We start from the raw sequence: 20,006 nt of genomic DNA on the forward strand, positions 1-20,006 counted from the left end.
GAAAAAATAGTCTGATAACATATGGATAATCTAAAGAAACGGTGTTATATTTTAAAATATTATTTTTAGAGGAGGGATCTTTATGCTTAGTAATCCACTTATAGCTACTGTACTTGTATTTTCATTAATCGCACTTGGAGAATGGATATCCATTATTTCCAGAGCAAGGATCCCGATGTTATTAACTGCAATGTTAGGTTTTTTGCTTATGACATGGACGGGTATTTTTCCAGCAGATATCCTGGAAAAATCAACCTTTGCTGCTTTAGGGGCTATTTTAATCGGGCCGGCTATTGTTCATATGGGAACATTAATTCCATTTTCTATGTTGAAAAGTCCACTGAAGGCGGTGTTTATTGCATTAGGTGGAATCGTGGGAGCTGCTATTATAGTATTACCAACGATAACGCTATTATTTAATTATCCAACAGCTGTAGCAGGAATGGGCCCACTTAGTGGAGGGATTATTGCTTTGATTATTACTTCAGAGAAGTTGGCGGAAATTGGCCAGTCTGCCCTTGTAGTAATTCCAGCACTAATCGTTGCTTTTCAAGGTGTGCTTGGTATGCCTATCGCTCTTAATTTCATGCGAAGATATGCAATAAAGATACAAAATCAGTTAGATGATGGAGTATTTGTTGCAACAGATGGAACTAGTGCAGATACAGAAAAATCAGCTGTAAAAGAGTCTGCATGGAAAAAAAGTACTACATTAAAATTATTCTTTGTTTTTGTTGGTGCAGCAATTGGAGTTTCTCTAGGAGAAGTTACACCAATACACTATAGTTTGTGGTGTTTAGTAATAGGAATTATTGGGTTAAAGCTTGGTTTTTTTGAAAATCGTTCATTAGAGAAAGCAAATTCATTTACAATCACAATGTTAGGAATTATTTTTGTCGTTATTGGAACTATGGCAGACGTTACTCCGCAACAAGTAATTAGTAATTTACCTAGCATTCTAACCATTTTAGTGCTGGGGACTTTTGGTATTTGTTTAGGTGGATTCATAACGGCAAAAATTGTTAAGTGGCATCCGTATAAAGGTATGCCAGTAGCTTTAACTGCATTATTCGGCTTTCCGGGAGATTATATACTTTGTGAAGAAGTAAGTAGAAGTGTTGCAAGAAACGAAAAAGAAGAAAAAATCATATTTAATGAACTTTTGGCCCCTATGCTAATTGGAGGGTTTGCAACGGTTACGGTAGCCTCCGTAGTAATTGCAGGTGTATTAGTACAAACATTATAAGAGGAGGAGTCTTGAATGAAGAAAATTATTAAAAATGGATTACTTATCGATGGAAATGGTGGAACCCCAGTAGATGGTTTGGTAGTTGTCATAGATGAAAATAAAATTATCTATGTTGGTCAAGAAGCAAATTACTCTTTAACTGGAGAGGAACAAATTATTGATGCTCAAGGAGGTGCGATTCTACCTGGCTTAATCGATACACATGTACATATGATGATGGAATTCTCACCAATTGCTGATCGATTGGCTACTCCTTTTTCGTTCATGTATTATCAAGCAGCAAAATATTTAAAAACAACTCTTCATGCAGGAATAACTTCTGTACGGGATGCACTAGGAACGGATCTAGGTGTGAAGAAAGCTGTAGAAGATGGACTTATTTCAGGCCCACGTCTCCAGCTAAGTATTAATGCACTAACAATTACTGGAGGGCATGGAGATGGATATACTGTATCCGGTAATACAATGGATATTCTACCATCAGATTACCCTGGTATGCCGAATGGTAAATGTGATGGGGTAGAAGAAGTAAGGAAAAAAGCACGGGAAATGCTGCGTGCGGGAGCGGAAGTTATTAAGGTACATGCTACTGGTGGAGTACTAAGTGCGACAGATCATCCTGAGTTTACTCAATTCTCGTTAGAGGAATTAAAAGCGATTGTTGAAGAAGGCCAATTCCGCAAAGGGGTTAAGGTAATGGCCCATGCTCAAGGTGCTGAAGGAATTAAAAATGCGGTGAAAGCAGGAATTCATTCGATAGAACATGGAATTTTTCTAGATGACGAAGCTATTGAATTGATGAAAGAAAACGGTACTTATTTGGTTCCGACATTGCTTGCCCCTGTAGCTGTTTTGGAAACTGCAGAAGAAACAGGTATGCCGGCTACTGCTGTTCAGAAGTCTAAAGAAGTAATTGAACAACACAAAGCGAGTATTGCAAAAGCTTATAAAGCCGGAGTGAAGATTGCAATGGGAACTGATGCTGGTGTTATGAAACACGGTACGAATTTAAGGGAACTTGGACTAATGACTGAAGCTGGCATGACGCCAATGGAAGCAATTGTTGCATCAACAAAAACAGCTTCAGAATGCTTAGGATGGCAAAATGAATTGGGAACGATTGAAGAAGGAAAATTGGCAGATATTATTATTGTTGGAAAAAATCCATTAGAGGATATTTATTCCTTAGCAAATAATGATACTATAAAAGTTGTTGTAAAGAATGGACAGGTAGAGAAAAACATATTGTAAAAAGAAAAATATATATGAAGGTTGAGCTATGCTTTAACCCTAAAATAAATAAAATGCATCGGACATGAAACCGATGCATTTTATTTTAGAATATAGAAAGTAGTCAGCTTAATATAATATATACAACAACCCCTACATAACTTATGACTACAGTTAAAGAAGGGATCATATACGTAAATGGATTCCTTGTGACATTTCGCTTTGTTACAAGCATCGTGATAATGGTTAAGAAAAAGCCAATAACGGAAAGGATAATGAGCTGGTCATTTGCCTGCTTCCACAATGTTCCGTTTTGGTAAAAGGGATCTGAAATAGCGATTACTAAAATGTTAAACAAATTGCTTCCCAGAATTGTTCCTACAGCCATGTTAATGTTAGCTAATTTTAAAGCAGTATAAACACTTAATGTATCAGGAATGGAAGAAGCCATAGCAACTAAAATACTGCCAATAAATGTTGCGCTAAGCCCAGTTTCAGCAGCCAATCGATCACCTGAAAGAGACAATGCGCTTCCAGACACTAAAATAACAATGGAGAATAGGAAAAATTTGATCAATGTTTTGCTGATTCCTTTTACGGAAGTGGTTGTTTGATCAGCTATTTCATTATTCTCTTCCTTTTTTTGTATGACTGAAATAAAAATTAGGCCAATTACATATGCAGCAACAATTAACAAACTTGCCAAACCGATATGGAATATTGAAAAAGAATCATTGGTAAATAGCCCGAACATCGTAATAATAGAAAGAAGAAGTGCAAGGTAACCTGTTGAAACATGGTGTTTGGCTCCATGTAAAAACAACTGTTTTTTTCGGAAAATTAAATCCAAGCCAAATAGTGCGAAGAAATTAAAAAGGATACTACCAAACCCATTACCAACAGCAATATTAACATTGCCAATTATACTGGCTGAAATAGATACAGTTAACTCTGGCAGGGAGGTTGCTACTGCCAATAGTATGGTGCCTGCCATCATTCCGCCAAGCTTTGTTTCCCTGCTTATTTTATCTGCATATGTAGATAGCTTGATAGCTGAGTAAGCAGATATGAAAGCTGCTATTACAAAGATTAAACCTAGTGTAAGTGTTATGATGATCCACTCCCATCAATAGAGTCCCTATTCCTATTCTCTGTTTGATGGCCAAGTAAACATCTTTTTCATAGCAGCACTAACAAGCGTATTTAGCGCGGATTTCGACACATGCCGGGGATTAAAAATATGTCTACAAATAACCAGAGCCAAAGAAAAGCAAGTGGCAGCCAGCCAATCAATAGCCATGTTGTAGCCCAGCCAATCAACCCGATTAACAATTGTACAATGCCGGAGCCTATTCTTCCTGTGTAAAAGCGATGTACACCGATTTGTCCAAAGAAGAACCATAAAATATATGCTAAAGCATAACTTTTTTGAGGCATTTATTCCCCTCCTTGTAGAAAAGTTTTATATCAATATAGTTAAGCTAATAATGTATCAATTATGTTATCCTATTAATGAATAGTCAAGTGATCTGGAATTCCTCAGCATGTGTACTTGTCTATATGAATAACTGAAACTTTTACGTCTCTTTTACGTATAAGAGTTAATAGTTTTAAATACTAGGGGGTTTATCATTGAATTTTAAAGAGAAACTGAGAACGAATCGAATGGGAAAGGTAGGTACTCGATTGGGCAAAATACTCGGTGCTTTATTTGTAATTGCTCTAATCGGTTTGTTCTCCTACCGTTGGTTTACAGATTATATATGGATGGATTCTTTGGGGTTTGAAAGTATCTATACAACGATTCTAAGCAGTAAAGTAATACTCGGTGCAGTAGGTTTCATTCTATACTTTATTTTAACCTATTTTACTTTATCTTGGATTAGAAATACATACACAGGGCATTTTGATGCACATCAACTGGCCCCTGTTCTAACAAACAAAAAAATGAGCAGACTGATTATAGCTGGTATAGCAGTTTTAATAGGAGCATTCGGCAGTTCGATTGTTCAGGGTGTTGGCTGGGAACCAGCATTAAAACTATTAAACTATGCCTCTTTTGGAGAGACAGATCCTTTTTTTAACTTAGACATATCTTTTTATATGTTTATACTTCCTTTTGTAAAGTTTGTCATTAATATCTTGCTTGGCATTGCTATTTTCTTTTTATTACTGGAAATTGGCGCATATTCCGTTTTTAATTTATACCGTATGAGTCGGTCAGCTCAGATCCATTTAGCTACAACGCTTGGCTTCATTGGTTTACTATTGGCTGGAATGCACTTACTTACACCATATGAGTCGCTGCTGACAAATCAAGTGAATATTTTCCAAGAAAGCGTTGTTCATGGCATAAGCTATACAGATAAAATTATAAATATTCCAGTATCATATGCATTAGCGGCTGTAGCTGTAATTGGAAGTATTTGGATGATTATAGCTCTTAATAGAAAGAAGCTTTCATCCATGCTGCTTCCTGTCATTGTGTATGTGATTTTAGTAATAGGAGGACAATTAGCATCTGTGGTTGTACAAAACTTTATTGTTTCTCCTAATGAGTTTTCTAAAGAAAAGCCTTATTTAAAGCATAATCTTGAATATACAAGAGCTGCATATGATCTCGATCAAATTAAGGAAAAGGAACATCCTGGTAATGATTCTCTTGATGAAAAGATGATTGAAAGAAATCAAAAAACGATAGAAAACGTCCGAATAAATGATTCAAGACCCATTTTGGATGTGTACAATCAATTACAAACTTTCCGTACGTATTATCAATTTAATAATATTGATATTGACAGATATGAAATCGATGGAGAATATGAACAAGTATTTATTGGTGCAAGAGAATTAAGCACTGGAGATCTTCCTTCACAGGCGAAGACCTGGGTGAACCGAAAGCTGAGATACACGCATGGTTATGGCATGGCAATGAGCCATGTTAATCAAGTTACCCAACAAGGCCAGCCGAAATATATGATGAAAAATCTCCCTCCTGAAGGTGTACTTGATATAAGTCGACCACAAATTTATTTTGGGGAAGAAAAATATGAAAATGTGATTGTTAATTCAAAAGTTGATGAATTTGACTATCCTTCCGGGGATGAGAATGTTGCTAATCGATACGAAGCGGATTTAGGCATTCAATTGTCTGGTGTAAACCGACTGTTGTTTACTTTGAGCGAAGGATCTATGCGTATGCTTGTCTCAGATCAAATAACAAGCGATAGCCAATTGTTGGAAACCAGAAATATCATGGACAGAGTTAATAGAATTGCTCCTTTCTTTGAATATGACGAAGATCCGTATATTTTCGTTCGTGAGGATGGTACTCTGGCGTGGATGATTGATGCTTATTTAACAACTGATAATTACCCGTACGCAGAAAACTACGAGAAGAACAAAAATTACATTCGTAATTCTGTAAAAGTAACGATTGATGCATATAGCGGTGAAGTCAATTATTATATTGTAAATCCAGATGACCCATTATTACAGACATATGAAAATATGTTCCCAGAGCTGTTTACTAAAGAAATTCCGGAAGATGTAAAAAAACATTTCCGTTATCCTGAAAAACTATTCTCTATTCAAGCAGCAAAGTATGGAACATATCATATGACTAACTTAGAAGTTTTCTATAACAGGGAAGACTTTTGGCAGTTTCCAACAGAAAAATATTTCAATGAAGACATAGAAATGGAGCCATATTACATTACGATGAAGCTTCCGGAATACGATGAAGAGGAATTTATTCTTATGATGCCCTACACCCCGAAAAAACGTCAGAATATGATCTCTTGGATGGGGGTAAGAAATGACGGAGAGAATTATGGTGAAATTTTTGTTTATCGTTTCCCTAAGCAAAAAAACATATATGGTCCGCAACAAATTGAAAATCGAATTAACCAGGATAGCACCATTTCACAGCAGCTTAACCTGTGGTCTCAGGGTGGTTCTAAAGTAATTAGAGGAAACCTATTAGCTATTCCTATTGAAGATACCGTTATGTATGTAGAACCAATTTATATAGAGTCCTCTAATGAAACATCACTTCCAGAAGTGAAAAGAGTTGTTATCGCCTATGAGGATCATATTGTAATGGAAGAAACCTTTGACGCTTCGTTGGATAAAATGCTTGCCCTGATTAATCCGGAAAGCGAACAAGGATCCGAAGATACAACAGACCCAGGTGACACCGAGGACCAATCCTCACCAATAACAGACGCGGATGAAAAGCTCCTCGAATTCTCTGAGCTCTTTGAGAACTATCAAACGGAGTTATCAGAAGGTAACTGGGAAGAAGCCGGCAAGATCATGAAAGAAATTGAGAGCCGACTAAATGAAGTTGAATAAAAAAAGGAAAGTTTCAGCATTCAAATAAAAAAAAGGTGTTCTCCATGAAGGGAGAACACCTTTTTTATTGGTTTGAATATTAGAACCAAGCAGCACCTACAATAATCAGAAGGATAAACAATACTACAATTAAGGCGAAACCGCCTCCGGCTCCATAGCCGCCGTATCCTCCTACAGGTGCTCCATAGCCGTATCCGCCACAGCCACATCCATAATTACCAAACATATAACTTCCTCCTTTTATTTTTTAGTATCCGTATCCTACATAAGATGCGCCTACAATTATTAACAGAATAAACAGCACAACAATTAAGGCGAATCCTCCGCCGTAGCCACCATATGAACCACTCATTCGTAAACCACCTCCATATCTGCTTACATTGTATCTTATGTAAAGAACTTCACGATGTTATGGACATTATCCCAATTTCACAAAAAAATATAGTAAATGATTTTCTTAACAAATTCCGCAATCACCCTAACGCATCTGTCCCATACGATTCTTTTTTAGTTACATATAATGTCCTAAGCATGTTGGAGGTGAAAATATGTCTGTTCAACATTATCATAATCTTTGTCAACGTTATAAAGGCAAAGCGGTGGAAATAAGAACCCATCGAGGTGAGGTTCATCGTGGAGTAATTAGACATGTAGACCGGCGACGAGTTTACCTGGAACCACTCGGCGGTAGAAGAGATCTAGGTGGTTTTGGGCTTGGATTTTATGGGCCGGCTGGGGATATGGTTTTGGATATCGTCCAGGATTTGGGTACGGACTCGCTTTGGGTGCAATCGGTACACTGGCCTTACTACCTTTCTTCCTTTGGTGAGGAAATAACTTATTTAGTGTACTTCTATGTTATAGCTGTCGAGGACCTCGACAGCTATCTTATTGCCTAAGAAACTTGAAATTAAAACCGGGTTAGGCAAATCTTTGCCTTATGATGGGACGAGTTTATCTTGCTTCCTTACTTGCAAGATAATTGCGTTATTACGCTTAAGAGGGAATGAAAGCTTCTGAAGGGAGATCGAGCATTTCCTTGGTAGTAGTTTTCTTATTGTCTGCATATTTTTTCACTAATTGATATCCAACGCAATACCCCGCCATCTTTGGATGGAATGCCCCGCCATATAAAGTAGAATAATAACTTGAATGCGTTCTTTTCATATTTTTCTTTGGAAATATCAGATTTTCCCACAGTTTTTGAAGCCGCAATTCAGAGTAATAGGTAGTCCAATTAGCTATATTTTCTTCTCCTAAACGTTCACGAACAGCATTTTCAGCTAAACCTTCAAGAATAATGGTATCTAAAAGCGTAAAATCATTTTCCTTCCTATCTACTTTGGATAACCGGCAAACATGATTATATTCATGGGTTAATAATGCTTGAAGTTCCTTCTCTGTATTATTCTCTGATACAAATAGAAATAACTTATCTTTAAAGGTCAAACCTGCTTTTCCGTTATGATCATCTTTTAATCGTCGGTTCTTCGGATCGGATGGAAAAATAAATATGGGAACCTCAGGGCCATTCCATTCACTTTGTAATTTTTTATATTCATGTTGAATTGTTTGCCATACTCCTTTTTTCTGTAATTTTTTTATAAGTTCCTCACCATCGGGGAGTGGTGGTGTATACATTCCGTAGGCTGAAAGGTGATGGTAAATGTCTTCAGCACTTGCGTTAGTAAACAAATTAGTTAATTTTTCGCAAAGGATAACTGGTTTTTCATGAGTATCAAGCAACCATTTATCTGTCTTAACTACTCCCATAAAAACACCTCTACTTTTTATAAGATAAATTTTACCTTTTTCATATCCTTATAAAGGGATTCCAACGACCAGTTTAGGCGGATAGAACTTCCTGGTAGCGATTATGAAGCTCAGGTAGTATCTGTTGACCTTTGAATGCAACTCCAGATCCAGAACAGATAGATGCTGCCAGAGGATCGGTTTGTGTTAGCCTGTCTTCCTTATTCAAAGGCGCCTTCATTTTGTTCTATATTATAAATTATGCAAAGGATGAAGAAAGGGTTTCAAGGTCACTTTCATTCAAATGGTCATACACCCTCTCGTTTTTATGGGTAAAGAATAAACTATATACAAGATGAAAAGGGGGGTGAATTATATATGTTCCCAAGAAAACCAAGAGGGCCAATGCCAAGAGAGAATCCTTTTATGTTTCAACGTCCTCGGCAAGTACCTAAAACGCAACCTAAGCAAAATTTACTCGATGCCTTTCGCACAAGCGAAGGAGGATTGGATTTGAGTAAAATTACTGGTACTGCGCAACAAATGCATAGTCTATACGGTCAAGTAAGTCCGATGATAAGTAAATTCATTACAAAAATAGGTAAATAAATTGCTGGATAGAAAACCAAATTATTGAAAACACTTGCGTAAGCCTACCCGCTGTGTCATTCCCTTCATATTATAAGGTGTAAACAGTAGGGAGGTGCGTTTGATGGACGATATTATCAAGCAAGTAGAGAAAAAAACTGGTGTTAAGGGAAATGATATACAAAATCTTGCCAAATCACTAAGCAATTCTGATCTGCAGGATGAGAAAAGTATTCGTAAATTGGTCAGGCAATTAGGTAAATTAGCAAATAAAAAGGTGAGTAAGCAAACAGAAGATATGATTGTTAACACATTAGTAAATGGAAAGAATAAAGTAGATGCTTCTACTATTTCTAAAATGCTAAAGAAATAAAGTTAATAATCAATAGCTTGTTAATAGATACGATGTTATTGTTGAGATAACATCGTATTTTATTGAAGGAGGATATATATGGAACACAAAGTTGCTTTATCTTTCAGTGGTGGAAAGGATAGTTGTTTGGCACTATATTATTTACAAAAAAAGAATGTAAAAGTCGAATGCCTATTGACAACCGTTTGGACAGAGGAAATGAAAACTTTTGCGCACAATGAACATATAGAACAAATTCGGAAGCAGGCAGATGCTCTAGCGCTTCCATTGCATACCATTGAGACTGATTTTTCAACATATGAAGAAAAATTTGTTCTTAAATTAAGTGAGGTCAAAGATAAATACGGTTTGGATGGAATAGCTTACGGTGACATTTACCTTGAGGGCCACCGCATATGGGGAGAAGGTATTGCTGAAAAGGCTGGTTTGGAGGCGTTTTATCCCCTATGGAGAGATGAAAATCAAGCCAAAGAACTCCTCAAGGATTTTGTTAGACTAGGTTTTAAGGCAGAAATTATAAAAGTGAATAACCAATTACCTAAAGCATGGGTAGGCAGATCAATTGATGAACTGTTTATCAAAGATATCACGCAACTGCAGAGTGTTTGCCCATTAGGAGAATCAGGCGAGTATCATACACGCGTATACGATGGACCAAACTTTACATATTCATTGTATTAACTTTCTCTCATTTTCAATGACTAATTTAAATTTTCATCCTTTTGAATACTTAATTTATTGACGTAGGTATTCAATTTGTCTAAAATAGTTCTGTTAGCAAAAATATTTTCAGACAATTGCGTTATTAACGGAGAGGATGACAACAACATGAATACGCATGATAAAAAGGAAATTGTCAGAAGTGTTCCTCAACAAGGTTTTTTTGGACAACCTAAAGGTTTGTTTACCTTGTTCTTTACTGAGTTTTGGGAACGGTTTTCTTACTATGGAATGCGTGCCTTATTACTATTCTATATGTACAATGAGGTAGCTTATGGTGGTTTAGGAATAGAAGATGAAACAGCAAGATCCATCATGGCGATCTATGGTTCACTTGTATATATGTCAGGTATTATAGGGGGGTGGATTGCTGACCGTTTGCTCGGAACCCAACGAACAGTCTTTTATGGTGGCGCATTAATTATGGCCGGCCATATTGTTCTTGCACTTCCTGCTGGTTTAACAGCTTTCTTTATTTCCATGTTGCTTATTATTGTTGGTACAGGTTTACTAAAACCGAATGTATCCAATATGGTTGGTGACATGTATGCTCCAGAGGATAACCGTCGTGATTCAGGATTTAGTATTTTTTATATGGGAATCAACATGGGGGCATTTATTGCTCCGTTTGTAGTGGGGACACTTGGTCAGGAATATAACTACCACTTAGGTTTTGGTACCGCAGCTGTAGGTATGTTCTTGGGTTTAATTGTATTCATAATTACTAAGAAGAAAAATTTAGGGCTTGCCGGTACGTATGTGCCTAATCCCTTAGAAGCAGACGAAAAGAAAAAAGTATATAGTCGTTTTGGTATAGGGGCAGCTATTATTGCACTATTAGCTGTAATCACAATTCCAACAGGTATTTTAACAATTAACCGGTTTACCTATTTAATAAGTATACTTGGGATCCTGATTCCTGCTACTTACTTTATTGTTATGTACCGCAGTCCGAAAACTAATGCAGACGAAAAATCACGCTTAATAGCTTATATACCCTTATTTATAGCAGCCATGATGTTTTGGGCTATTCAGGAACAGGGGTCCATTATTTTGGCAGAGTATGCTGATAAGCGGACACAACTTGAATTTCTAGGGATTGAAATACAATCATCTTGGTTCCAATCCTTAAATCCACTATTTATTATTGCTCTGGCACCAATGTTTGCAGGGCTATGGGTTAAATTAGGAGATCGTCAGCCATCAACAACCAAAAAATTCTCTTTTGGATTATTTTTTGCAGGCTTGTCTTTCCTCATCATGATTATTCCGTCATTTATGCATGGAACAGATTCTTTGGTAAGTCCAATTTGGTTAGTATTAAGCTTTCTTATTGTTGTATTAGGTGAGCTTTGTTTATCACCGGTTGGTTTATCAGCCACAACAAAACTCGCACCAGCTGCTTTTTCTGCTCAAACAATGAGTTTGTGGTTCTTATCAAATGCATCTGCACAAGCAATCAATGCTCAAATTGTGAAATTTTATGACCCAGCCACCGAAATTATTTATTTCGGTGTAATCGGTGGATTTTCTATCTTGCTTGGTATTATCTTGTACGCATTTGCCCCATTAATTCAAAAATACATGCGAGGCGTACGTTAAAACTCAGAATAAACACCGCTTTTATTTAAAAGTGGTGTTTATTTTAATTGTTCTTCTCTTTGAAACTTTTTGGAGGTATAATTCGTATTAAAACATGATCACAACATAGAGGTGAAATTATGAACACAGAAACAAAAGGCCCTCCACTACCAACAAGAAAGCTGGAAAATTCAATTGTGAAGGTATGGAGGATGAGTGCTGCAATTGAAGAGGGGATAGGATTACTCCTGCTAGCTGTTCTGCTTTATTTAGACTATTATTTTGCTTGGCCAGCATGGATTGGCTGGATTCTTATAGTATTCTTATTGCTTACTTTCGTTTATTCTGTTTGGTCAGTAATTATTAGACCTTATTATTTACATAAAAATTGGCGTTATGATTTGAATGAAGCATTTTTGCAATTAAAATCAGGTGCTATTCTTGAACAACATCAACTTATCCCCATGGCGAAAATTCAGGCTGTCTCTACAAAACAAGGCCCACTACTGAGAAAGTATGGGTTATTTTCTATCGAAATCATGACAATGGGGACTTCTCACACTATTCCAGGTATTCCTGAGAAAACAGCCATCGAAGTAAGAAACCAAATTGCCATCTTTGCAAAAGTGAAGGAGGCAGAGGAATGAAAGAGTTGAATCGTTATCACCCATTAACGATTGTATTCGATATGTGGAAGACTGCGAAAAATTCATTTTTTGCTATTTTTTATCTATATATTTTAAATTTTAGCTCTGATTCTACCTTTATATATTATGCAAGGATAGTTTTTTGGATTTTTATTGGAATTACATTCATTACTATTTTTATAAAATGGTATACCAATAAATACACGGTAAATGAAACTTCTTTTAATCTATTTCACGGTATATTTAAAAAAACAAAGCAGACTATCCCCTTTTCCAAAATTCAAAATGTAAATCGTCACACTTCCCTGTTTCACCGTCTGTTTAACGTAACTTCCATACACTTCGAGACAGGTACCGCTGAGGATTCAAGTGTTAAATTTTCTGTAATAAAGCGGACAGCTGCTGACCAGCTTGAAGAGTATATTGCTGAAAAAGGTGAGGGGACAGGAAGCACCATTTCATTCGAAGAATTAGATTCTAATGGAAGGAGTGATCTGGACAGCAGGAAAACAGTTCATTTTCAGCCTGTAAGAAAGGATATTGTAAAAGCATCCTTTACTTCGTTAAGTTTTTTGGTCTTAATTCCTATATTAGGCTCTATCTATTCTAAAATAAATCAAGTACTTGATTTGGAAAAGAGAGCAGAAGGATATTTGTCATATCTTTTGGATGCTTGGTGGATGATTGTAGTTCTTGTGCTTGTATTTGGCTGTCTATCCCTATTAATCGGCATGGCCTGGACGTTTTTAAAATACGGTAAATATGAAATTTCTTCTGATGGTGAGAGGATCTACATAAAAAAAGGAGTTATGGAAACCACAGAATTTTCCATTCTAAAAAGTAGAGTGCAGGCTGTGGAAGTAACACAATCATTTATGAAGCGGTTGCTTGGTCTTGCTGAAGTGAAACTTACAAGTTCAGGAAGTTTCAGTGGTGGGGAAGAACTCGAAGTGAATACATTATATCCCTTCCTACCATTAAATAGAGCGTATGATCTGATTACAGAACTGTTGCCAACATACGAAGTAGCTTCGCATTTGTACTCTCTGCCTAAAAAATCGCTAGGTATTCGATTGTTAAAACCGAGCTGGTTTTGGGTAATGGCAACTGGTGCGTTATTTTACTTTCATCCTGTTTTCTTTCAGATGGAAATGACCTGGTTAATTCTTTCCATTCTATTATTGACGCTTATTGTATTTGGGAGGATATTGGATTATTATCACACAGGATATTTAGTCAAAGGGCGATTTATTCAGTTCAGAAAAGGTGGATTTACAACTACCACATTTTTGTCACGGAGAGATAAAATTATCGAAGTTGGGGTTTCTAGTAATTTAATTCAACAGTTTTTAGGTCTCGCTACTGTCACTACTGTAAATAGAGCTAAACCAGTTTATCATAACACCCTTACTGATGTTCCGGTAAATTTTTCTACACTATTTTATTCTTGGTATATGGAAAGAGAAAAAGAAGTAGAGCATGAATAATTTAAGTAAATAAAAAAGCTGCCAATCGTTGGTAGCTTTTTTATTTTGATTTTGAAACTTTTTGAATAAACATTTGGTATTAGAAAATACTATGTAGAGAATTTTAGTCTTATTGGAGGCTCTATATGAAATTCTCTCGGTTTCAATTATTCTTTTTAATTATATTGTATGTTGGAATTTCTAATCATGTCATCTTATTGCCGCATTTAATTAGTGTTTCAAATAGAGATGCTTGGATCGCCTCATTAATTGCATACTTTTTTCTGTTAGTCTGGGGAATTATTTTAAAGTTTATATTGAAAAAAATGAACAGAAACTCTTTGCTCGTATGGTCACAAAAGAAAATGGGGAGGGTTATCACTTATACACTCTTATCTTTATTTTCTTTTTACATAGTAATCACTAGCTTAATAACATTTAATGATTTGGTAAACACTATACAAATATATTTTTTACCAAGAACCCCAATTCTTTTTACAGGCTTGGCCTTCCTTCTATTATCTGTGTGTATTGCTTATAAAAATCTTAAAACGCTTGTTTACTTGGCTCTAATACTATCTCCACTGGTTATCATACTCGGGTTGTTTGTAGCTTTATCAACAATGGCGGAAAAGGACTATTCCTTATTATTCCCTATTTTTACAAATGGGATGGAACCGATTTTTAAAGGCGCTATTATGGTTGTTGGAGCGAATGCGGACATTTTGTTTTTATTTCTCATTCAAAACCAGATGAAAAAGGAATATTCTTCATTGGATTTTTTTGTGATAATAACTACTCTAATCATTCTTGTTATAGGACCAACCACTGGCGCAATCGCAGCTTTTGGTCCGGAAATTGCATCGGAAATGCGTTTTCCTGCTTTTGAACAATGGCGATTGGTTAGTATTGGTGAGACCATTTCACATGTTGATTTTCTAGCTGTTTTTCAATTACTGGCTGGTTCGATCATTCGCATGGCGTTAAGCATTTATCTATTGTGGAGTATCTGGGAGAATCCTTCTCTAAAATTTAGGCGGATTCTAATTGGAGCTTATTCTATCTTCATTTTAATTATTATGATGCATCCAAATGCTGATGTGTATTTACAGACAATTATGGAGAGATATTTTTATTTCTATTCGTTCATCTTCGCAATCTTTATCACTGTTTTTCTTCTAATAGCAAGCTACTTTAAAAGAGGAGGAACTAGCTCATGAGCAACCAAAAAATAACCAGTTTAACTAAGCTTAATCAAGCCCTGACCAAAGGCCGCTTAAAATCAGCAGATCTTCAGCGGTTTTTTGTTAATTATGCTGATGTTCAAACGGTTGAAGGAAAGGTTTCGATGTACTATGCAGAAGGTATGATTGATTCTACGCAGCTTAATGAGTTTTCGGAAGCTGTTGAGCAAGCTATTTTAGACAATAAATTGGAGAAAGCCAGTAAAAACTTACCGCCTATTTCCTCTCTGACTTCATTGGATGAAATGATTGAGAGCTTGTTCTCTGGTTTATTAATTTTATATAAAGATGGAGATACATTCTTTTATACAGTTAATATTTCAAAGATACCTAAAAGAGAGCCAGAGGAATCCACCTCAGAAATATCGATTAAAGGCCCGCGAGATGGCTTTACTGAAGAAGTTAATGTAAATGTTTCATTAATTCGAAAACGATTAAAATCAAAAGAACTGTATAATCAGGCATTTGAATTAGGGAGTATAAGTAAGACGAAGGTATCTTTGCTTTATTTGAAGAATAGGGCTAACTCTAAAGTTATTAAAGAAATAGATCACCGTCTCAAAAAAATACAAGTAGACAGTATTATAAGTAGTGGGCAGTTGGAGCAATGGTTGTCTGACCGTACATTTTCCCTATTTCCTTTATTTGACTATATAGCCCGTCCGGATTTTGTTGTCGAGTCTTTATTAAAAGGAAAGTTTATACTTATCGTGGACGGCTCACCCTTAGTGTTAATTGGGCCAGTTAATTTGCTCGAATTATTAAATTCACCAGAAGATATTCACTATTCCTTTCAAATAATTATATTTCAAAAGATATTTAGAGTTATGGGGCTATTTGCGGCAATCTTTTTGCCGGGATTTTGGGTAAGCATCACTTCAGTTAACATAGATCAACTTCCTCTTAATTTATTGGCCACAATAGTGGAATCCAGGCAAGGAATGCCGTTACCGTTTGCTTTAGAATTTATTTTCATCCTGGTACTGTTTGAAATTTTACGAGAAGCAGGTATTCAAATGCCTAAGCCTATTGGGCAAACGATTACAGTGGTTGGAGGTTTAATTATTGGTGATGCGGTTATTAGAGCCGGCTTAGCTTCCCCAACTTTAATTGTAGTAATTGCTGTTTCTGTTGTTTCCACCTATACATTAGTAAACCAATCGCTCGTAGCTAGTGTGAGTATACTGCGCGTTTATCTAATTCTAACATCAGCTATTTTAGGGGTTTATGGTTTTATTCTTGGATTAATAAGTATTTTAGTCTATTTGTGTAGACTGGAGTCATTCGGTATATCTTATGTACAGCCAATTACTGAGATTAACTGGAAAAAAATTAATTCTTCAATCTTCTTTACATTGTTAAGAAAAAGAAAGCCAAATACTCTTCATAATAAGAAATGAGGTATGGAATATGCAGAAGCTAATTATAGTTTGTATTTGCTTATTGTTGCTTATGGGATGTAGTGACATTAAAGAAATTCAAAAGATGAACTATGCTACTGCAATAGGCATTGAATACAAAGAAGGAAGATATGTTACTCATGTCCAGATGGTCGGGCTAAACAGTTTATCGAATGTAGAGGGTGCGCAAGGTGCTACAAGTCAAATTCTTGTCTCTGAATCGTCTGGGGAAACTTTTAATGATGCCTTGTTTGATTTGTATAATACTGCTCAAGAGAGAATTATCTGGTCTCATGTAAGTAGTATTATACTTGATGAATCAGCGATTAAAGAAGGATTTGATGATATTTTGGACGGAATTCTTCGCTATCATGAATTCCGTCCAACACCTTGGATATTTGGTGTGAAAGGAAATATGACCGAGATAATGTCAACACCAGGTTTTTTTAACCAGCCTCCTACTGAAACCATTTTGCATAACCCGGAAAATATTGAAGAACAGGATTCTATTATTCGACCTATAAAGCTTCATCAGTACGCAAGAGAAATAACAGAACCAGCTTTTACAACCTTTTTACCTTCTCTCTATGTAAATAAGAAGCAATGGGAACAAAATCAGGAAGATGATCCGAAGCTTTCTTTTGATGGTGCTTTCTTTATGGGGCAGCAAGGAGTTAATAAGTATTATGAATTGGATGAAATTAGGTCAATACGGTGGGCAACCCCAGATACCAAGCGGACTTCAGTCACAATTCCGTATCAAGATAGTAAATTGCTTGTTGTAATAGAAAATATTCGAATTAACAAACAATATCATAGGAAAAAAGGAAAGCCTCAAGTAGATTATAACGTGAAGTTTGATTCTTATGTAACAAACCAAAAGAATCGAGCCTCTTTAAATAATAATGAAATAAGTAAAAAAATTTCTTCTCTAATAAAAAAGGAAATCATTGATTTTTATGAATTGGGCAAAGAGGATGGGGTTGACTTTCTAAACTTAGAGTATGAGTTGTACCGGGAAGATTACAAGTTGTGGAAGCAGTTAAAGAACGAAGGGCTATATTTGAAAACGATTAAACTTAATCCGAAAGTAGATGTTTATTTACGGCATTCAGGTGCAGGGAAAATTAAATAATTGGGTTTGGAAAATTTAAGTATTGAAGTTAACAAACATCTATTTCAAAAGAATGTGACATAGCGTGATTGTTTAAGATCAATAGTTAGTATGGAGGTGGTGCCGCAATGACTTTAGTTCGTTTAGGCTATTCAGCAATAAGTACGCACGTAAAAAATAGCTCTACATCAAAAACAATGACTTTTTCCCGCTATTCACAAATAGAAGATAAGAATGCTGCCTTAAGAAAAATAGTTCAAATTGCAGCAACGAATTTAGCTAATCTTCTACGGTTATTAAGACATAATGTTGCACATGGTATCCATTTTTATCGTATGTCATCTAAGTTAATTCCTCTTGTAAATCATCCAGAAATACCAAGGTGGAATTATGTAAAGCACTTAGAAGAAAGTCTCCATAACATACGTGCGTTTTTAGAAAGTCATCCTAGGATGAGAGTGGACTTCCATGCAGATCACTTTGTGTTAATCAACTCACCGAAAAAAGATGTCTTTAATCAGGCTGTAAGAACACTAAGAATGCATGAACGTTTACTCAGTGGTATGGGGATACATCCAGAGCATCGGTGTGTCATGCATGTAGGAGGTGCGTATGGCAATAAGGAAAAAGCGTTAGAACAGTTTATTCATAATTGGGGATTTCTCTCTGCTGATTTACAAAAGATGCTTATTTTAGAAAACGACGATAAGACTTTCGATCTTAGTGATACACTGTTTCTTTGTGAAAAATTAGGAGTCCCATTTGTTTTTGATATTCATCATCATTTTGCCAATCATAAAAAGGGTGAACGTTGGGAGGAGCATTGGCCACGTATTCTTAAAACGTGGGAACATTCAAGCTTACCTATTAAAATGCACATCTCAAGTCCGAAATCGGAATCTAATTACAGATCTCATGCTGATTTTATTAACAGCGAAATGTTTATGGGTTTTCTTAAGGTAATTAAAGGGAGTGTTCAACAAATAGATTGCATGATTGAAGCAAAGCAAAAGGACAAAGCTTTATTTCAATTAATGAAGGAAGTTCAAAATTATTCTGAAGCGGAACTAGTGGATGGAGGAAGTTTTTTAATTAAATAAAATGAGGAACTTTTATATTTGTAAAAACTACCTATAATATAATTGTCAAGAACAACCACCCTATGTAGTGAAAGGGAGGTTATTGCATGAATCAACAATTAAGAAACATTATGACATCCAATGTATTTACAGTGAAGGAAACACAGTCGATACAGGAAGCAGCTGCGATAATGAGTGAGAATAACATTGGGGCAGTTCCTGTTGTTAATCAAAATGGGCAAATGACTGGCATTATTACGGACCGCGATATTACGCTTCGTTCGACAGCACAAGGAGAGGCGTCCCAGACACCAGTTTCAGAAGTAATGACAGCACAGAAAGTTGTTCAAGGTACACCTGAAATGAATGTGCAACAGGCTGCCCATATGATGGCTCAGCAACAAATTAGACGCTTACCGGTTGTAGAAAATGGAGAAATTGTTGGAATGGTTTCTTTAGGGGACCTTGCAGTAGAAGATCAATATAATCAACAAGCTGAACAAACGCTGACAGATATTTCAACACCATCTAGTCCTCAAAAGTAACGATAAATGAAATGCTTTAACTTCTCTACCAATTTGTTGCCAAATTATAATTTGGCAACAACTTTATGTTTTATAATAGTATAGAGTGGGTATATAAATAAGTGTAGCTATTTTTTATAGTTGACAAGCAAAGGCATGGGCTGTAATATTAATCTCGCTGTTCAAACAGAATACAAATTTTTCAGCACATCCCATTCATTATCATTCGAAAAAAACATATTGACCTCGTATATTAATATATGGTATATTAATTGGGTCGCCAATTTGGGAGAACAATGTGAAACTTATAAACTATGAAAAAAGTTGTTGACACATTATTCTCTGGGTGGTATGATATTAAAGTCGCTTTTTTGAAGTGACACTCTAATTTGCTCTTTGAAAACTGAACAAAACAACCAGTATGTCAAGAAAAACATGACGTTTTTCGTTAATTTTTAAAAAGCCAGAAGTTATTGCTTCTGCAGCTAAGACATGAGATAAGATTGATTGGTGTCGATCTTATTCAAACTTTTATGGCAAGAAGAACTCGTTTCTTCGTTGCACAAGCGCAACTACGCTTTTGATAAAATCAAAAGCTAGTTTTCTTTGGAGAGTTTGATCTTGGCTCAGGACGAACGCTGGCGGCGTGCCTAATACATGCAAGTCGAGCGCGGGAAGCAAGG

General features: G+C 36.0%; 20 protein-coding genes, 1 rRNA gene and 1 pseudogene. 16 read left to right on the forward strand and 6 right to left on the reverse strand.

The genetic code is table 11. The features are described 5' to 3' along the window. Positions 1 to 82: 82 nt before the first annotated feature. Positions 83 to 1,246, forward strand: coding sequence for a hypothetical protein (locus JCM12304_RS06155; RefSeq protein ID WP_060679122.1), 1,164 nt, complete (start codon positions 83 to 85; stop codon positions 1,244 to 1,246). 15 nt (positions 1,247 to 1,261) lie between these two features. Next, a complete protein-coding gene (locus tag JCM12304_RS06160) occupies positions 1,262 to 2,500 on the forward strand; it encodes a metal-dependent hydrolase family protein (protein WP_060679124.1) in 1,239 nt (412 codons plus the stop codon). Positions 2,501 to 2,603: 103 nt separating this feature from the next. Here JCM12304_RS06160 and JCM12304_RS06165 read toward each other — a convergent pair whose 3' ends face one another. Continuing rightward, entirely contained in the window at positions 2,604 to 3,596 is a 993-nt protein-coding gene (locus JCM12304_RS06165) for a sodium:calcium antiporter (RefSeq protein ID WP_326480896.1), read from the reverse strand. An 86-nt stretch (positions 3,597 to 3,682) separates the two neighbouring features. Then, on the reverse strand, positions 3,683 to 3,916 hold the full coding sequence (locus tag JCM12304_RS06170; protein WP_060679129.1) for a TM2 domain-containing protein: 234 nt from the start codon (positions 3,914 to 3,916) through the stop codon (positions 3,683 to 3,685). A 195-nt stretch (positions 3,917 to 4,111) separates the two neighbouring features. On the opposite strand from JCM12304_RS06170, the gene JCM12304_RS06175 reads away from it, so the two are divergent. Continuing rightward, entirely contained in the window at positions 4,112 to 6,835 is a 2,724-nt protein-coding gene (locus JCM12304_RS06175) for a UPF0182 family membrane protein (protein ID WP_060679131.1), read from the forward strand. Between the two features lie 79 nt (positions 6,836 to 6,914). Here JCM12304_RS06175 and JCM12304_RS20310 read toward each other — a convergent pair. Beyond that, positions 6,915 to 6,998: pseudogene (locus tag JCM12304_RS20310) on the reverse strand (YjcZ family sporulation protein); the annotation flags it as partial. Between the two features lie 84 nt (positions 6,999 to 7,082). Beyond that, positions 7,083 to 7,187 (reverse strand): YjcZ family sporulation protein, encoded by a 105-nt coding sequence (locus tag JCM12304_RS18990; protein ID WP_019378935.1) that lies wholly within the window; start codon positions 7,185 to 7,187, stop codon positions 7,083 to 7,085. A gap of 196 nt (positions 7,188 to 7,383) precedes the next feature. Between JCM12304_RS18990 and JCM12304_RS06185 the strand changes: the two genes are divergently transcribed. Next, complete coding sequence (locus tag JCM12304_RS06185; RefSeq protein ID WP_369813140.1) at positions 7,384 to 7,734, forward strand: hypothetical protein; 351 nt, start codon at positions 7,384 to 7,386, stop codon at positions 7,732 to 7,734. A gap of 97 nt (positions 7,735 to 7,831) precedes the next feature. Here JCM12304_RS06185 and JCM12304_RS06190 read toward each other — a convergent pair whose 3' ends face one another. Together JCM12304_RS06190 and JCM12304_RS19715 are read right to left on the reverse strand one after the other, a co-directional pair. Further along, on the reverse strand, positions 7,832 to 8,608 hold the full coding sequence (locus JCM12304_RS06190) for a DUF2268 domain-containing putative Zn-dependent protease (protein WP_060679132.1): 777 nt from the start codon (positions 8,606 to 8,608) through the stop codon (positions 7,832 to 7,834). 73 nt (positions 8,609 to 8,681) lie between these two features. Next, a complete protein-coding gene (locus tag JCM12304_RS19715) occupies positions 8,682 to 8,828 on the reverse strand; it encodes a hypothetical protein (protein ID WP_218185772.1) in 147 nt (48 codons plus the stop codon). 137 nt (positions 8,829 to 8,965) lie between these two features. Here JCM12304_RS19715 and JCM12304_RS06195 point away from each other — a divergent pair, with 137 nt between their 5' ends. The 12 genes from JCM12304_RS06195 to JCM12304_RS19335 form a co-directional block, all read left to right on the forward strand. After that, positions 8,966 to 9,196, forward strand: coding sequence for a YppG family protein (locus JCM12304_RS06195; RefSeq protein ID WP_060679135.1), 231 nt, complete (start codon positions 8,966 to 8,968; stop codon positions 9,194 to 9,196). Between the two features lie 103 nt (positions 9,197 to 9,299). Continuing rightward, positions 9,300 to 9,548: a stage VI sporulation protein F gene (locus JCM12304_RS06200; protein ID WP_019378931.1), complete on the forward strand. Its 249-nt coding sequence runs from the start codon at positions 9,300 to 9,302 to the stop codon at positions 9,546 to 9,548. Positions 9,549 to 9,626: 78 nt separating this feature from the next. Further along, positions 9,627 to 10,229 carry a Dph6-related ATP pyrophosphatase gene (locus JCM12304_RS06205; protein ID WP_060679137.1) on the forward strand — a complete coding sequence of 201 codons (603 nt, stop codon included), beginning with the start codon at positions 9,627 to 9,629 and terminating at the stop codon, positions 10,227 to 10,229. Positions 10,230 to 10,376: 147 nt separating this feature from the next. Next, positions 10,377 to 11,870: a peptide MFS transporter gene (locus JCM12304_RS06210; RefSeq protein WP_019378929.1), complete on the forward strand. Its 1,494-nt coding sequence runs from the start codon at positions 10,377 to 10,379 to the stop codon at positions 11,868 to 11,870. 119 nt (positions 11,871 to 11,989) lie between these two features. Continuing rightward, a complete protein-coding gene (locus JCM12304_RS06215; RefSeq protein WP_060679139.1) occupies positions 11,990 to 12,496 on the forward strand; it encodes a PH domain-containing protein in 507 nt (168 codons plus the stop codon). Beyond that, positions 12,493 to 13,983: a PH domain-containing protein gene (locus tag JCM12304_RS06220; protein ID WP_060679141.1), complete on the forward strand. Its 1,491-nt coding sequence runs from the start codon at positions 12,493 to 12,495 to the stop codon at positions 13,981 to 13,983. Before JCM12304_RS06215 ends, JCM12304_RS06220 begins: the two co-directional genes overlap by 4 nt. A gap of 125 nt (positions 13,984 to 14,108) precedes the next feature. Then, positions 14,109 to 15,182, forward strand: a complete 1,074-nt coding sequence (locus JCM12304_RS06225) for a GerAB/ArcD/ProY family transporter (RefSeq protein WP_019378926.1) — start codon at positions 14,109 to 14,111, stop codon at positions 15,180 to 15,182. After that, a complete protein-coding gene (locus tag JCM12304_RS06230) occupies positions 15,179 to 16,606 on the forward strand; it encodes a spore germination protein (protein ID WP_060679142.1) in 1,428 nt (475 codons plus the stop codon). The genes JCM12304_RS06225 and JCM12304_RS06230 overlap by 4 nt, the downstream gene beginning before the upstream one ends. 10 nt (positions 16,607 to 16,616) lie before the next feature. Continuing rightward, complete coding sequence (locus JCM12304_RS06235; RefSeq protein ID WP_060679144.1) at positions 16,617 to 17,741, forward strand: Ger(x)C family spore germination protein; 1,125 nt, start codon at positions 16,617 to 16,619, stop codon at positions 17,739 to 17,741. Between the two features lie 107 nt (positions 17,742 to 17,848). Continuing rightward, positions 17,849 to 18,820 carry a UV DNA damage repair endonuclease UvsE gene (gene uvsE / locus JCM12304_RS06240; protein ID WP_060679146.1) on the forward strand — a complete coding sequence of 324 codons (972 nt, stop codon included), beginning with the start codon at positions 17,849 to 17,851 and terminating at the stop codon, positions 18,818 to 18,820. Positions 18,821 to 18,906: 86 nt separating this feature from the next. Then, on the forward strand, positions 18,907 to 19,344 hold the full coding sequence (locus JCM12304_RS06245; protein ID WP_060679149.1) for a CBS domain-containing protein: 438 nt from the start codon (positions 18,907 to 18,909) through the stop codon (positions 19,342 to 19,344). Between the two features lie 582 nt (positions 19,345 to 19,926). Further along, a 16S ribosomal RNA gene (locus JCM12304_RS19335) occupies positions 19,927 to 20,006 on the forward strand; the annotation flags it as partial.

This window comes from Virgibacillus halodenitrificans JCM 12304 (assembly GCF_001310895.1).
Taxonomy (GTDB): Bacteria; Bacillota; Bacilli; order Bacillales; family Amphibacillaceae; genus Virgibacillus_Q; species Virgibacillus_Q halodenitrificans.

What these genes read in the sequence shown, in the direction of transcription:
- JCM12304_RS06200 (WP_019378931.1), top strand. Translation starts at nt 9,300, where the DNA reads ATGGACGATATTATCAAGCAAGTAGAGAAAAAAACTGGTGTTAAGGGA.
- JCM12304_RS06245 (WP_060679149.1), top strand. Translation starts at nt 18,907, where the DNA reads ATGAATCAACAATTAAGAAACATTATGACATCCAATGTATTTACAGTG.
- JCM12304_RS18990 (WP_019378935.1), bottom strand. Translation starts at nt 7,187, where the DNA reads ATGAGTGGTTCATATGGTGGCTACGGCGGAGGATTCGCCTTAATTGTT.
- JCM12304_RS06220 (WP_060679141.1), top strand. Translation starts at nt 12,493, where the DNA reads ATGAAAGAGTTGAATCGTTATCACCCATTAACGATTGTATTCGATATG.
- JCM12304_RS06235 (WP_060679144.1), top strand. Translation starts at nt 16,617, where the DNA reads ATGCAGAAGCTAATTATAGTTTGTATTTGCTTATTGTTGCTTATGGGA.
- JCM12304_RS06155 (WP_060679122.1), top strand. Translation starts at nt 83, where the DNA reads ATGCTTAGTAATCCACTTATAGCTACTGTACTTGTATTTTCATTAATC.
- JCM12304_RS06230 (WP_060679142.1), top strand. Translation starts at nt 15,179, where the DNA reads ATGAGCAACCAAAAAATAACCAGTTTAACTAAGCTTAATCAAGCCCTG.
- JCM12304_RS06225 (WP_019378926.1), top strand. Translation starts at nt 14,109, where the DNA reads ATGAAATTCTCTCGGTTTCAATTATTCTTTTTAATTATATTGTATGTT.
- JCM12304_RS06170 (WP_060679129.1), bottom strand. Translation starts at nt 3,916, where the DNA reads ATGCCTCAAAAAAGTTATGCTTTAGCATATATTTTATGGTTCTTCTTT.
- JCM12304_RS06195 (WP_060679135.1), top strand. Translation starts at nt 8,966, where the DNA reads ATGTTCCCAAGAAAACCAAGAGGGCCAATGCCAAGAGAGAATCCTTTT.
- JCM12304_RS06215 (WP_060679139.1), top strand. Translation starts at nt 11,990, where the DNA reads ATGAACACAGAAACAAAAGGCCCTCCACTACCAACAAGAAAGCTGGAA.
- JCM12304_RS06190 (WP_060679132.1), bottom strand. Translation starts at nt 8,608, where the DNA reads ATGGGAGTAGTTAAGACAGATAAATGGTTGCTTGATACTCATGAAAAA.
- JCM12304_RS19715 (WP_218185772.1), bottom strand. Translation starts at nt 8,828, where the DNA reads ATGAAGGCGCCTTTGAATAAGGAAGACAGGCTAACACAAACCGATCCT.
- JCM12304_RS06210 (WP_019378929.1), top strand. Translation starts at nt 10,377, where the DNA reads ATGAATACGCATGATAAAAAGGAAATTGTCAGAAGTGTTCCTCAACAA.
- JCM12304_RS06185 (WP_369813140.1), top strand. Translation starts at nt 7,384, where the DNA reads ATGTCTGTTCAACATTATCATAATCTTTGTCAACGTTATAAAGGCAAA.
- JCM12304_RS06205 (WP_060679137.1), top strand. Translation starts at nt 9,627, where the DNA reads ATGGAACACAAAGTTGCTTTATCTTTCAGTGGTGGAAAGGATAGTTGT.
- uvsE (WP_060679146.1), top strand. Translation starts at nt 17,849, where the DNA reads ATGACTTTAGTTCGTTTAGGCTATTCAGCAATAAGTACGCACGTAAAA.
- JCM12304_RS06160 (WP_060679124.1), top strand. Translation starts at nt 1,262, where the DNA reads ATGAAGAAAATTATTAAAAATGGATTACTTATCGATGGAAATGGTGGA.